Origin of the sequence: Altererythrobacter sp. B11 (assembly GCF_003569745.1) — a bacterium.
Classification (GTDB): domain Bacteria; phylum Pseudomonadota; class Alphaproteobacteria; order Sphingomonadales; family Sphingomonadaceae; genus Croceibacterium_C.
Window position 1 is genome coordinate 3,829,719 of the sequence record NZ_AP018498.1, and the last position, 12,328, is coordinate 3,842,046.

Sequence of the window (12,328 nt, forward strand, 5' to 3'; positions counted from 1 at the left end):
TCGGCCCATGAGCCTCGTCAGAAATGTCGGCACGATCGGCGGGCTTACCGCGCTCAGCCGCGTATTCGGCTTCGTGCGCGACATGCTGCTGGCGCGGGTGCTGGGCGCGGGGCTGGCGGCGGACGCCTTCCAGCTCGCCTTCATCCTGCCCAACACCTTCCGCCGCCTGTTTGCGGAAGGGGCCTTCTCCGTCGCCTTCGTGCCGATGTACACGCGCCATCTCGCCGCCGAGGGCGAGGATGCGGCGGACAAATTCGCGACGGACGTGCTGGCGGTGTTCGTGTGGGTGCTGCTGGGCTTTTCGGCCGTGGCCATGCTGGCCATGCCCGGGATCGTGTGGCTGCTCGCCAGCGATTTCAAGGAAATCCCCGGCAAGTTCGAACTGGCGGTGACGCTGAGCCGGATCACCTTCCCCTATCTGGCGCTGGTGAGCCTGGTCGCCATGCTCTCCGGCCTGCTGAACGCGCATTCGAAATTCGCCCCCGGCGCCTTCGTGCCGGTGCTGCTGAACATCGTGCTGCTGATCGGCATCGGCACGGGCTATGTCCTGCGGCAGGAAACCGGCAGCGACGTGACCGTGGCCTATTCGCTGGCGGTGGCGGTGGCATGCTCGGGCGTGGCGCAGCTGGCCTATATGGCCTGGGCCACGCGGCGGGCGGGCGTGCGGCTGAAGCTGACGGTGCCGGCCTTCACGCCCGAAGTGAAGCGGCTGGCCATGCTGATCCTGCCGGCCACCTTCGGCGCGGGCGTCTATCAGGTGAGCCAGTTCGTCGACACCTTCTTCGCCACCAGCCTGCGGCAGGGCTCGCTGACCCTGCTGAAATATGCCGACCGGCTGAACCAGATGCCGCTGGGCATCGTGGGCATTGCGCTGGGCACCGCCATCCTCCCCATGCTCGCCCGCCACATCCAGAGCGACGACAAGCGCGAGGCGCAGCGGCTGCAGACCAATGCGGTGGAGATCGCCCTGCTGCTGACGCTACCCGCCGCGGTGGCGCTGGCGATCTGCGCGCCGGCCTTCGTCTCCGCCTTCTTCGTGGGCGGCAAGATGACGGCGGCGGACGGCGCCATCATGGCGGAGATCGTGGTGGCGCTGGTGGCGGGCCTGCCCTCCTACGTGCTGGTCAAGGTGTTCCAGCCGGCCTTCTTCAGCCGCGAGGATACGCGCACCCCGGTGTGGATCGCGGCGGGCGCGCTGATCGTGAACATCGCCATCAATTTCTACGTCGTGCCGCGCTATGGCATCGTCGGTCTGGCCGCAGCGACGGCCTTCACCTCCACGCTCAACGTGCTGATGCTCTATGCCATTCTGCACCGTCGCCGCTGGTATCACGCCACGGCGCGGTTGGGCGGCAAGGTGTTGCGCCAGCTGCTCGCCACCGCCGCCATGGGCGCCGCGCTCTACGCCATCCTGCCGCTGATGGCCGATCGCTACGGCGCCAGCGCGGCGGAGCGGGCGTGGTCGCTTAGCGTGCTGGTGGGCGTGGGCGCAGTGGTGTTCTTCGCCGCCGCCTATCTGTTCGGCGCGCTGGACAAGGAACTGCTGTCCCAGCTGCGCCGCCGCCGGCCCGCCAAGCCGGTCGATCTGTCCGAATAGCCGCCCCGCGCCGCCCCGGGGCTTCCGCGTGCCGCAAATTGTGATATGCGCCCCGGCGATGGTTCGCACCGCGCCCCTTACGCCCCTGGGCGTCAGCCGCTGGCCGCTCCCCGGCCGGGGGGCCTGGCGATGGCGCCGCTCCGCCTCCTGCTGAGGCCAGTTCCCGATCCCTTCCCCGCGCCGGCCATCCGTGCCGCGCGCGATCCACAATGACTTTCCAAGAGGCCATCGCCATGCGCGTCGTTTCCGGTATCCAGCCCACGGGCTCCCTCCACCTCGGCAATTATCTCGGTGCCATCCGCAATTGGGTGCGGATGCAGGACGGGATGGAAGAGGGCAGCCAGTGCCTGTTCTTCCTTGCTGATCTCCACGCCATTTCCATGCCGCACGATCCGGCGGAGCTGCGCCGCGCCACGCTGGAAATGGCCGCTGCGCTGGTCGCCTGCGGGATCGATCCGGATCGCTCCATCCTGTTCAACCAGGCGCAGGTGCCCGCCCATGCGGAGCTGCAATGGCTGCTGAACGGCACCGCCCGCATGGGCTGGCTGAACCGCATGACGCAGTTCAAGGACAAGTCCGGCAAGAACCGCGAAGGCGCCAGCGTCGCCCTGTTCACCTATCCCGTGCTGCAGGCGGCCGACGTGCTGCTGTACCAGGCCACGCATGTGCCCGTGGGGGAGGACCAGAAGCAGCATCTGGAGCTGGCGCGCGACATCGCGCAGAAGTTCAACAATGATTTCTGCGCCGAGGATGCGCCCGTCTTCACCCTGCCCGATCCGATCATCCCGCCCGATGCGGCCCGGATCATGAGCCTGCGCGACGGCACGGCCAAGATGAGCAAGTCCGATCCTTCGGACATGAGCCGCGTCAACCTGGCCGACGATGCCGATACGGTGGCGAAGAAGGTGAAGAAGGCCAAGACCGATCCCGAGCCGTTGCCGTCCGAAGCCGCCGGGCTGGAAGGCCGGCCGGAAGCGCTGAACCTCGTCACCATCTACGCCGCCCTGTCCGACAGCACGGTGGAAGCGGTGCTGGGGCAGTATGGCGGGCAGGGCTTCGGCGCCTTCAAGCCGGCGCTGGCCGATCTGATGGTGGAAAGCCTGAGCCCGGTGACCGGCCGCTTCACCGAATTGCTGCGGGACCGGGAATCGCTCGATGCCATCCTGGCACGCGGCGCGGCGCGGGCGCGCGACATTGCCGGGCCCACGCTGGACGCCACCTATTCCGCGCTGGGCCTGCTGCGCGGCTGACGCACAGGGCGGAAGGGCCGGCGGCCAAGGCCGCCGGCCTTTCGCTCCGTCTCATGGAAAACACGGCAATCCGTTTCGGATACGGAACGGGCGTGCCGGCGGCTGCGTTGTTAACGCACTGAACTGCTTGAGTAATCCTGTTGGGCCTATTCAAGCGCTATTCAGCCCGCCGGGAATATGACACGACTCAACATGAAAGCTCCGTTCCACCTTGGACGCGAGCAGTCCAAAGTTCCGGAGTTTACGCCATGAGCAACTTCACCAATGTCGCGCGGGGCCTCAAACTGGCCGTGGTGACGCTGGCACTGGCGACACTTGCCGCCTGTGCCTCCAGCTTCAACGCCGATGTCTCCCGCTTCCAGAGCCAGCTGCCCGCCCCCGCCGGCCAGACCTTCGCCGTGGTCGCGGAAGATCCCTCGCTCGCGGGCGGGCTCGAATTCTCGCAATATGCCAGCTACGTTTCGGCGCAGATGCAGGAGCTGGGCTATACCCCCGGCTCGCCGGACACGGCCAATCTCATCGTCCGCTTCGATTATGGCGTCGATAAGGGGCGTGAGCGGGTGACGAGCACCGGCTTCGGCTATCGCGATCCCTTCTATTCGCCGTGGTATGGCTATCAGCCGATCGTCTATCGCGGGCGCAACGGGCGGCCCTATGTCTCCTACGTGCCCACCCGCGCCTGGGGCTACGGCTGGTACGATCCGTTCTTCGGCGGGGGCTATAACGACGTGTCGAGCTACACGATCTACACCAGCGAGATCGATTTGAAGATCGACCAGCGCGCCACCGGCCAGCGCCTGTTCGAAGGCAAGGCGGAAGCCGTCTCCACCTCCAACCGGCTGCAATATCTGGTGCCCAATCTGGTGGAAGCGATGTTCACCGACTTCCCCGGCAATTCGGGCGAGACCGTGCGCATCTCGATCAAGCCGGAAAACCAGCCGGTGAAGCGCTCCAGCCGCTGAGGCGCTTTCCGATCCGATAGCGAAGAAGGCGGGCCTGCGAAGGTCCGCCTTTTTTGTATGAGCATGGGCGGGCTGGACGCCCCCGGCCGGTTCAGTCCAGCTTTGCGTGGCCGCCGGTGGAGCCGAAGCCGCCCTGGCCGCGCGCCGTGTCGTCAAGCTCCTCCACCTCCTGCCAGGCGGCAAGGGTGACGGGCGCGAGGACGAGCTGGGCGATCCGATCGCCCCGCGTGATCGGGAAATCCTGGTCGCCCAGATTGATGGTGATGATCTTCAATTCGCCGCGATAGTCCGAATCGATCGTGCCCGGCGTGTTCGGCAGGGTGATGCCGTGCTTCAGCGCGAGGCCCGAACGCGGCCGGACCTGGATCTCATAGCCATCGGGAATGGCGAGGGCGAAGCCGGTGCTGACCGCGTGGCGGCCGCCGGGCGGAATGGTGACATCCTCCGCCGCCAGCACATCCATGCCCGCCGCCCCCGCCGTGGCATAGCGGGGCAGATCCAGCCCCGCGCCATGGGGCAGGCGCTTGATCCGCACCGCCACCGTATCAGCCATGGGCCAGTCTCTCCGCCATGCGCTCCACCAGCCGGCGCGCCACATCCTGTTTCGTCATGGCTTCCCAATCCTCCACCCCGTCTTCGGTGACAAGGTGGACGCGGTTTTCGTCCCCGCCCATCACATCGCCGGACACATCATTGGCGACGATCCAGTCCACGCCCTTCCTCTGCCGCTTGCGGCGGGCGTTTTCGGTCACATCCTCGGTTTCGGCGGCGAAGCCGATCACCAGCCCCGGCCGCTGCGGGCTGGCGGCCAGCGTGGCGAGAATATCGGGGTTCTCCGCCAGCAGCAGCGCCGGCGGGGCGGAGCCGCGCTTCTTGATCTTCTGCCCGGCGAAATCGCGCGTGCGCCAATCGGCTACCGCCGCCACCATCACCGCGGCATCGGCGGGCATTGCAGCCCTTACCGCCGCCGCCATTTCCTCCGCCGTCTCCACGTCGATCCGCTCCACACCCGGCGGCGTGGCGAGCGTGACGGGGCCGGACACCAGCGTGACCCGTGCGCCCGCAGCGGCGGCGGCGGCGGCAATGGCAAAGCCCTGTTTCCCGGAAGAGCGGTTGGCGATGTAGCGCACCGGATCGATCGGTTCATGCGTGGGGCCCGCCGTCACCAGCACATGCCGCCCGTAAAGCGGCCGATGCTCGGGCGCCTGATCGAATTCCGGCTGGCCGGCCAGCGGATCGAAGTCGCCCCAATAGCCGGCGCACGGCAGGGCGCCCGGATCGCTCGGCGGGGCGGAGCGCGCCTGCCCCCGCGCCGCCAGCAGCGGGCCGCCGCCCGGCGGGGGCGCAACATGGTCCGGCAGCACTGGCTCATCCGCCGGAGCGATTTCGCGATAGGACACTTCCTCATCCCGGATGCGGCGGGATGTGCTGCGCGGAATGATGGAGGCAAGCAGGCCCGCCAGCCCGCCGGGACGCGGCGTGGCGGCTTCCTCCACCGGCTCTTCCTCTTCCTCGGGCTCCAGCGCTTCCAGATAGGCAGCAACTTCGCCCGGGCCGGCGTCGCCGGGATCGAGGCCGAGCATCTCGGCGATCTCCAGCCACACCATCTCCGGGTCCGGCAGGCGGCCGGGGCCGAACTCGCCGCAGGCCATCGGGCCTTCGTCCGGCTGCATCACCCGCACGCCCGCCTGCCGCAGCCAGGCGATGTTGCGCTGCGTGGCGGCATGCTCCCACATGCGCACATTCATGGCAGGGACGGCCAGCACCGGCTTGTCCGTCGCCAGGATCAGCGTGGTCGCCAGATCGTCGCAAATGCCCGCCGCCATCTTGGCCAGCAAATCGGCCGTGGCCGGGCACACCACCACCAGATCGGCATCGCGGCTCAGCTGGATATGGCCGATCTCCGCCTCGTTCTTCAGATCCCACAGCGATGTGTGGACCTGATTGCCGGACAGCGCGGCGAGGCTCATCGGCGTGACGAACTGGGATCCGCCCTCCGTCAGCACGCAGGTCACGGCGCCGCCGCCCTTGCGGATCAGCCGCACGAGCTCGCAGGATTTATACGCGGCGATCCCGCCGCCGATCACCAGCAATATACGCAGCTGAACCATGCGTTCTCGCGATCCTGTTTCAGGCCAGGCAGAGGCCCGGCCAACCTAGCCGCCCCGCCCCGGCGAGGCCAGAGCGGCTATCTACCCCCCGGATCTGGCGAGCGGGCGGCCCCTGCGCAAGGCCGCCGCCAGCAGATCCGCCAGCGCACGGGGCACGAAGACGATGCCGATGCCATAGGCCGGCAGCACCAGCAGCACCCAGTAGAAATTGTCCGGCCGCGCGAAGACGGACAGCAGGACCATATAGCCGGCGGACCACAGCAGGGCGAACAGGCCCAGCCGCCCGCGCACCGCCGCCCAGCCGAGCAGGGGCAGCAGCGCCAGCGGTCCAGCCAGCCAGCCCGGCAGCGCACCCACCAGCGTGGTGGTAACGAGCGGGCCGATGAAATTGGCGAGGCCCAGCATCCCCTCCCAGCCGTCGCTCACCAGATCGCCCGGCAGGCGGTGCAGCGCGACGAAATGGGCATGAACGGCCATGCCCGCCGCGAAAGCCGCCAGCAGCAGGGCAAGGCCCAGCGACTCCCGCCAGCGCCGCGCATCCAGCGCGAAGGCGCCCCACAGCAGCACGAAGGGCAGCGCCATCTCGCGGATCGCCAGCGCCATTCCGGCCAGCAGCAGCGAGGGCCACCAGCGGTGCGGGCGGTGCAGCGCCAGCGCGAGCGAGAGCAGCAGGCCGGCGAACATCTCATGCGTCAGCCCCACCAGCGGGAAGAAGGCGAGCACGCCGAACACCCCCAGCGCCAGCGCCGCCGCGGCCCGTTCCACCAGCCAGCTGCGCCCTTCCAGCGCCACCACCCAGGCGGCGACGTTGGCAAGGAGCAGCAGGATCGCCACGATCTTCAGCGCCGGCAGGCCCAGCGTCAGCGCCAGCCACGCCATGGTGGGTGTGCGCACGGTGACGAAGGGGCGCGTGGGATAGCCATGCGCGCGCTGCTCGCTCTCCGCCGCCGCGTAATAGCCCTCCCCCGCGCGCATCCGCGACAGGGTGCGCTGGTAGAGCTTGTAGTCGCCCTCGTCCTCCTTGAGCGGCCGGGTCGCGGCGCGGTGCTGGTCCGCGGCGACATAGGCGGTGGTCGCCTGCGCGCTCCACAGGCAGGCCAGCAGGGTCAGCACCAGCACCGCCAGCGCCGCGCCGCGCGGCAGGCGGCGCAGCGGCGCCTCCAGCCCGTCCCACCAGGCCCCTATGCTCGCCAGCCGCCCCATTGCCTCCCCCCTATCGCCCGTCCCGGCCCGTTCAACCATGCCGCGCGCTTCTCCACAGCGAGGCCAGCGCCCGCGGCGCGAAAGCGGCGATGGCGGCCCCACGCGGCCAGTGCGCGAAGCGATCCCAGGCGGGCCCGGCATCGCGCTCGCGGATCAGAGGGGCCACCCCACATGCGCTCCGGCCCAGAACAGCGCGGCCCCAGCCAGCGCGGCGAGGACATAGCCGAACCAGCCGCCGCCCCCCTCGCGCCTGCGGGTGATCAGCTCGATCTCCGGCAGCGGGGGCGGCTCGGGCGCACCGCCGCGCGGGGGATAGCGCTCCTCCAGCCGCCGCACGAGCGCGGGCAGGCGCAGCAGCGTGCCCACATCCTCGCGCAGCCGGTCGGCCAGCGCCGCTTCCGGCCCGAGTTCGTCGCGGATCCAATTCTTCACGAAGGGGGCGGAGACATCCCACATGTTGATCGCCGGATGCAGTTGGGTGGCGATCCCTTCCACCATCACCATGGTCTTCTGCAGCAGCAGCAGGTGCGGCTGCGTCTGCATGTCGAAATCGCGGGTGATGGCGAACAGGCCGTCCAGCATCTGGCCGACCGAAAGCTCGCTCACCGGCTTGCCGCGCATCGGCTCCCCCACGGCGCGCAGGGCCGTGGCGAATTCGTCCACCGAATGATGCGGGGGCACATATTGCGCCTCGAAATGGATCTCGGCCACGCGGCGGTAATCGCCCGTGGTCAGGCCATAGAGGATTTCCGCCAGCCATTGCCGCGCCCGCCGGTCGATCCGCCCCATGATGCCGAAATCGATCGCCACGATGGTGCCATCCGGCCGCACGAACAGATTCCCCTGGTGCATGTCGGCATGAAAGAAGCCGCCGCTGATCGCCTGGGTGAGGAAGGCCAGCACCAGCCGCCGCGCCAGTTCCGGCAGGTCGTGCCCCGCAGCCTTCAGCGCCGCGATATCGCTGATCTTGACCCCGTCGATCCATTCGATCGTCATCACGCGGCCGTTCGTCCGGTCCCAGTCGATCGCGGGAATGGCATAGCCGGGGAAGCCGCGCATGGAGGCCGCGAGTTCGGAAGCGGAGGCCGCTTCGCGCCGCAGGTCCAGCTCGCGATTGGTCCAGCGCTTGAAATTGGCAATGGTCAGCCGCGGGCGCAGCCGCGCGCTTTCGCCGCCCAATGCCTCCAGATGCGCGGCGGCCCATTCATAGGTGGCGATGTCGCGCGCGAATTTCTCGCGGATGCCGGGGCGCAGCACCTTGATGGCCACGGTGCGGCCATCGGTGGTCACCCCCTTGTGGACCTGCGCGATGGAGGCGGCGCCCACCGGATCGGGATCGATCGAGGCGAAGAGATCGCTCGCCGGCCGTTCGAAGCTGCGCTCGATCTGCGCCTCGATCGCGGCGAAGGGCACGGGCGGCAGGCTGTCCTGCAGGCTGAGCAGATTGCGCACCGCATCTTCGCCCACCAGATCCGGCCGGGTGGCCAGCGTCTGCCCCAGCTTGATCGCCGCCGGGCCGATTTCCTGGAACGCCCGGGCATAATCCGGCTGGGCCGACTGGCGCGCGCCGAAGCGGGCGATGCGCGACAGGCGCCGCACCGCAGGGGGCGTGTTCGGATCGCGCTCGATCCCGCGCAAGGCGCCATGGCGGCCGAGGGTGCGCCCCCATTTGAGCAGGCGGATTATATGCGTGGCGGGGCGCGTCACCCGATCAGATCTTCCATCCGGAATGGATCGCCACCAATCCGCCCATGATCGGCTCCACCCGCGTGCGGCCAAAGCCGGCGGCGCGGATCATGGCTTCGAATTCGGGCATGGGCGGGAAGCGGCGGATGGATTCGATCAAATAGCGATAGGAATCGGCATCGCCGGCCACCGCTTCGCCGATGCGGGGCACCAGCCGGTGTGAATAGAGATCATAGACTTCCTTCATGCCCGGCCATTCCATGGTCGAAAATTCCAGGCAGAAGAACCGGCCGCCGTGCTTCAGCACGCGGTGCGCCTCGCGCAGCGCCTTGTCGATATGGGTCACGTTGCGGATGCCGAAGGCGATCGTATAGGCATCGAAGGTGCGGCTGGAGAAGGTCAGCTCTTCCGCATTCTGGCGCGACCAGACGAGGGTGTCGATCCCCCGCTTCACCGCCCGCTCAATCCCCACGTCGAGCATGTCCTGATTGATGTCGGACACGGTGACACGCGCGCCGCGCTCCGCCATGCGGAAGGCGATGTCCCCCGTGCCGCCCGCCATGTCGAGGATCTGTTCCCCCGGCTGCGGCTTCACCCGGCGGACGAAGCGGTCCTTCCACAGCCGGTGCATGCCGCCCGACATCGCATCGTTCATGATGTCGTATTTGGCGGCGACATTGGAGAAGACGGCGCCCACGCGCCGCGTCTTCTCCTCGGGCTCTACCGTCTCGTAGCCGAAGGATACCTGTTCGCTCATGCCCGGTCCTCTAGCTGCCGCGCTGCGCCAGCGCCAGCCGCCTGTTTGCGCGCGGCGAGGATGCCGATGGCGATGCCCGCGACGATGAACGCCATGCCTGCGAAGTGATAGGGATGCAGCCGTTCCCCCAGGAGCAGCGTGGAAAGAAAGGCGCCGAACAGGGGCATCAGCGTGATCGCCTGCCCCGCCCGCGCCGGGCCCACCACATGTGCCGCATGGTTGTAGATGAAATAGGACACGGTGGAAGGCAGCACCGCCACATAGAGGAAGGCGAGCCCGACGGAGGGGCTCCACCGCACTTCGCGCCCCACGCTCCATTCCCAGGCGGCGAAGGGTGCCAGCACCACCACGCCCACCAGGAAGGTCGCGGCGACGAAAGTGGTCGGCGAAACCGGCGGGCGCAGGCGCAGGAACACGGTATAGAGTGACCAGACGAGGACGGAGGAGAGCACCAGCCCGTCCCCCAGCCCGAAATGCAGCCGCAGCGCGGCGCGCGGATCGCCTTCGAACACGATCACCACCACGCCCAGGATGGAGGCCGCGATGCCCGCCAGTTGCAGCCCGGTGGCACGCGTGCCGAAGGCCATCCGGTCCACCAGCACCACCGCTGCGGGAATCGCCGCCTGCAGCAACAGCGCATTGGTGGCCGCGGTATATTGCAGGCCGACATAGAGCAGCGTGTTGAAAGCGCCGATGCCCATGAGGCCGAGCAGCAGCACCGCCTTCCAGTGGCGGCGCAGCACCGGCCATTCGCGCCGCAGCCCGCCCCAGGCGAAGGGCGCCAGCAGCAGCGACGCGCCCGCCCAGCGCACGAAGGCGAGGGTGAAGGGGCCGACGTCGAACCGTACCGCGCGCGCCACGATGGAATTGCCGGCCCAGAAGACCATCACCAGCGTCAGCAGGGCGAAGGCGCGCAGATGCGAGGAATTTGTATTCATCACCAGCGCCCTATCCCGCCCCGCCCGCTTTGGCGAGGCGCCGCAAGGCGGGGCGATGACAGCGGGCGGCGGTGCAGCTAGGGCTGCGGCACGATGCCCGAACTTCCCGAAGTCGAAACCACCGTGCGCGGCCTCGCCCGCTATCTTGACGGCGCACGGATAGAACGGGTGCAGCTGAACCGCGCGGACATGCGCTTCCCCTTCCCGCCCCAGCTGGTCCAGACGCTCACCGGCGCGCGGATCACGGGGCTGTGCCGGCGCGCCAAATATGGGCTGATCCACACCGATCGCGATGCCACCATGATCTTCCATCTGGGCATGAGCGGACGCTGGCGGATCGACCCGGAGATCGCCGAGAAGCACGATCATCTGGTGCTGGAGGCGGCCGGGCACAGCTTCGCCCTGCACGATCCGCGGCGCTTCGGCTTTGTCGATCTGGTGGATACGGCAGCGCTCGAAAGCTGGCCCGCCTTCGCTGCCATGGGGCCGGAACCGCTTGGCCCCGGCCTGACGGCCGATCACCTGAAGGCGGCCTTTGACGGGCGGCGGCAGGCGGTGAAGCTGCTGCTGCTCGATCAGCGCGTGGTGGCGGGGCTGGGCAATATCTATGTGTGCGAGGCGCTGTTCCAGGCGCGCATCCATCCCGGCAAGGCGGCGGGCAAGGTGAGCCGCCCGGCGCTTGCGCGGCTGGTGCCGGCGATCCGCGCGGTGCTCGAACAATCGATCAGCGACGGAGGATCGAGCCTGCGCGACTATGCCAGGCCCGATGGGGAACTGGGTTATTTCGCCACGCGCTTCCAGGTATACGGGCGGGAAGGCCAGCCCTGCACGCGGGAAGACGGCGGAACGGTGCGGCGGATCGTGCAGGGCGGGCGCAGCACATGGTATTGCCCGGTGTGCCAGCGATAGCGAGGCCCCCTGCACGAATAGGGCTGCGCATAGGCGTTGACGATTCGCCCCCTCCCCGCTATGGCGCGCGCTTTCCGGCGGGCTGCCGCCGTTTCAGCATGTTTTGAATCAAGGATAATCCGGCCGTCACGGCGGCCCGAGACAAGGACAGACATGGCCAATACGCCGCAAGCCCGCAAGCGCATCCGTCGCAACGAACGCCGTTCCGAAATCAACACCGCGCGCATGAGCCGCATCCGCAGCTTCATCAAGAAGGTGGAAAGCGCGATCGCCGGCGGAGACAAGAACGCCGCCCAGGAAGCGCTGAAGGCAGCGCAGCCGGAAATGCAGCGCGGCGTGGCGCGCGGCGTGCTCCACAAGAACACCGTCTCCCGCAAGATGAGCCGTCTGAGCAAGCGAGTCGCCTCGCTCTGATTCGGCGCCGCAGGGGCTCTCCCCGCGACCCTTCGGAAGAACGAAATTGGAACGGGTCGGTGGTTTTCCACCGGCCCGTTTTTGCATTGGCCAACCCTGCCGCGACGGTAACGATCCAAGTGCCGGAAAATCCACGATTCGTCATATTGTCACAATCTTTTTGAACGAAAACAGTGGCTTAAACGCACCGCCGCGGGGTCGCGATGAGTCAAGGCGGTATTTTGCAATTTTTTTAAAGCCGCGCTCTTGCCCCTGCCGCCGAGCAGTTCATAACGAGCTTCCGGCCGCGGCGACACAGCCCGGCCGCCAATACTGAGATGTCGTTCGGGGGGGCCCGCGTTGCCATCGCTTCGCGGGGACGGGAGGTTTTTGTCTGCCCTCTCCGGCCATCGGCGGAGTGACGGTTCAGGCCCATCGATACAAGGAATTGGCGCAATGATTCGCAGGGGACCGCAAGCTGGTCGTTCGGTATCGGCCAGGGGCAAGGTGGTTGAGGGGAAT

General features: G+C 68.1%; 11 protein-coding genes. 5 read left to right on the forward strand and 6 right to left on the reverse strand.

Annotated features, from left to right (window positions below; all coding sequences use genetic code 11):
* Positions 1-7: 7 nt before the first annotated feature.
* The 3 genes from murJ to AEB_RS18000 all read left to right on the forward strand — a co-directional run bounded on the left by murJ (position 8) and on the right by AEB_RS18000 (position 3,809).
* Positions 8-1,597 carry a murein biosynthesis integral membrane protein MurJ gene (murJ, locus tag AEB_RS17990; RefSeq protein WP_119084348.1) on the forward strand — a complete coding sequence of 530 codons (1,590 nt, stop codon included), beginning with the start codon at positions 8-10 and terminating at the stop codon, positions 1,595-1,597.
* Positions 1,598-1,830: 233 nt separating this feature from the next.
* On the forward strand, positions 1,831-2,847 hold the full coding sequence (trpS, locus tag AEB_RS17995; RefSeq protein WP_119084768.1) for a tryptophan--tRNA ligase: 1,017 nt from the start codon (positions 1,831-1,833) through the stop codon (positions 2,845-2,847).
* Positions 2,848-3,095: 248 nt separating this feature from the next.
* A complete protein-coding gene (locus tag AEB_RS18000; protein ID WP_119084349.1) occupies positions 3,096-3,809 on the forward strand; it encodes a DUF4136 domain-containing protein in 714 nt (237 codons plus the stop codon).
* 91 nt (positions 3,810-3,900) lie between these two features.
* On the opposite strand, the gene dut is transcribed toward AEB_RS18000, so the two are convergent.
* The 6 genes from dut to AEB_RS18030 all read right to left on the reverse strand — a co-directional run bounded on the left by dut (position 3,901) and on the right by AEB_RS18030 (position 10,504).
* The gene (gene dut / locus AEB_RS18005; protein WP_119084350.1) at positions 3,901-4,362 is read right to left on the reverse strand and encodes a dUTP diphosphatase; all 462 of its coding nucleotides are present in this window, start codon (positions 4,360-4,362) and stop codon (positions 3,901-3,903) included.
* Positions 4,355-5,920, reverse strand: coding sequence for a bifunctional phosphopantothenoylcysteine decarboxylase/phosphopantothenate synthase (locus AEB_RS18010; RefSeq protein WP_119084351.1), 1,566 nt, complete (start codon positions 5,918-5,920; stop codon positions 4,355-4,357). The genes dut and AEB_RS18010 overlap by 8 nt, the downstream gene beginning before the upstream one ends.
* Before the next feature lie 81 nt (positions 5,921-6,001).
* A complete protein-coding gene (locus AEB_RS18015; RefSeq protein ID WP_145985333.1) occupies positions 6,002-7,162 on the reverse strand; it encodes a hypothetical protein in 1,161 nt (386 codons plus the stop codon).
* A 114-nt stretch (positions 7,163-7,276) separates the two neighbouring features.
* Entirely contained in the window at positions 7,277-8,830 is a 1,554-nt protein-coding gene (gene ubiB, locus AEB_RS18020; protein ID WP_119084353.1) for a 2-polyprenylphenol 6-hydroxylase, read from the reverse strand.
* A 4-nt stretch (positions 8,831-8,834) separates the two neighbouring features.
* A complete protein-coding gene (locus AEB_RS18025) occupies positions 8,835-9,566 on the reverse strand; it encodes a class I SAM-dependent methyltransferase (RefSeq protein WP_119084354.1) in 732 nt (243 codons plus the stop codon).
* Complete coding sequence (locus AEB_RS18030) at positions 9,563-10,504, reverse strand: DMT family transporter (protein WP_119084355.1); 942 nt, start codon at positions 10,502-10,504, stop codon at positions 9,563-9,565. The genes AEB_RS18025 and AEB_RS18030 overlap by 4 nt, the downstream gene beginning before the upstream one ends.
* A 93-nt stretch (positions 10,505-10,597) precedes the next feature.
* Here AEB_RS18030 and mutM point away from each other — a divergent pair, with 93 nt between their 5' ends.
* On the forward strand, positions 10,598-11,413 hold the full coding sequence (mutM, locus tag AEB_RS18035; protein WP_119084356.1) for a bifunctional DNA-formamidopyrimidine glycosylase/DNA-(apurinic or apyrimidinic site) lyase: 816 nt from the start codon (positions 10,598-10,600) through the stop codon (positions 11,411-11,413).
* Between the two features lie 153 nt (positions 11,414-11,566).
* Complete coding sequence (gene rpsT / locus AEB_RS18040; protein WP_119084357.1) at positions 11,567-11,827, forward strand: 30S ribosomal protein S20; 261 nt, start codon at positions 11,567-11,569, stop codon at positions 11,825-11,827.
* The last annotated feature ends 501 nt before the right edge of the window (positions 11,828-12,328 follow it).

Excerpts from the sequence above, each read along its gene's own strand:
- rpsT (WP_119084357.1), top strand. The coding sequence starts at position 11,567 with ATGGCCAATACGCCGCAAGCCCGCAAGCGCATCCGTCGCAACGAACGC.
- murJ (WP_119084348.1), top strand. The coding sequence starts at position 8 with ATGAGCCTCGTCAGAAATGTCGGCACGATCGGCGGGCTTACCGCGCTC.
- AEB_RS18030 (WP_119084355.1), bottom strand. The coding sequence starts at position 10,504 with ATGAATACAAATTCCTCGCATCTGCGCGCCTTCGCCCTGCTGACGCTG.
- mutM (WP_119084356.1), top strand. The coding sequence starts at position 10,598 with ATGCCCGAACTTCCCGAAGTCGAAACCACCGTGCGCGGCCTCGCCCGC.
- AEB_RS18010 (WP_119084351.1), bottom strand. The coding sequence starts at position 5,920 with ATGGTTCAGCTGCGTATATTGCTGGTGATCGGCGGCGGGATCGCCGCG.
- AEB_RS18000 (WP_119084349.1), top strand. The coding sequence starts at position 3,096 with ATGAGCAACTTCACCAATGTCGCGCGGGGCCTCAAACTGGCCGTGGTG.
- dut (WP_119084350.1), bottom strand. The coding sequence starts at position 4,362 with ATGGCTGATACGGTGGCGGTGCGGATCAAGCGCCTGCCCCATGGCGCG.
- AEB_RS18025 (WP_119084354.1), bottom strand. The coding sequence starts at position 9,566 with ATGAGCGAACAGGTATCCTTCGGCTACGAGACGGTAGAGCCCGAGGAG.
- AEB_RS18015 (WP_145985333.1), bottom strand. The coding sequence starts at position 7,162 with ATGGTTGAACGGGCCGGGACGGGCGATAGGGGGGAGGCAATGGGGCGG.
- trpS (WP_119084768.1), top strand. The coding sequence starts at position 1,831 with ATGCGCGTCGTTTCCGGTATCCAGCCCACGGGCTCCCTCCACCTCGGC.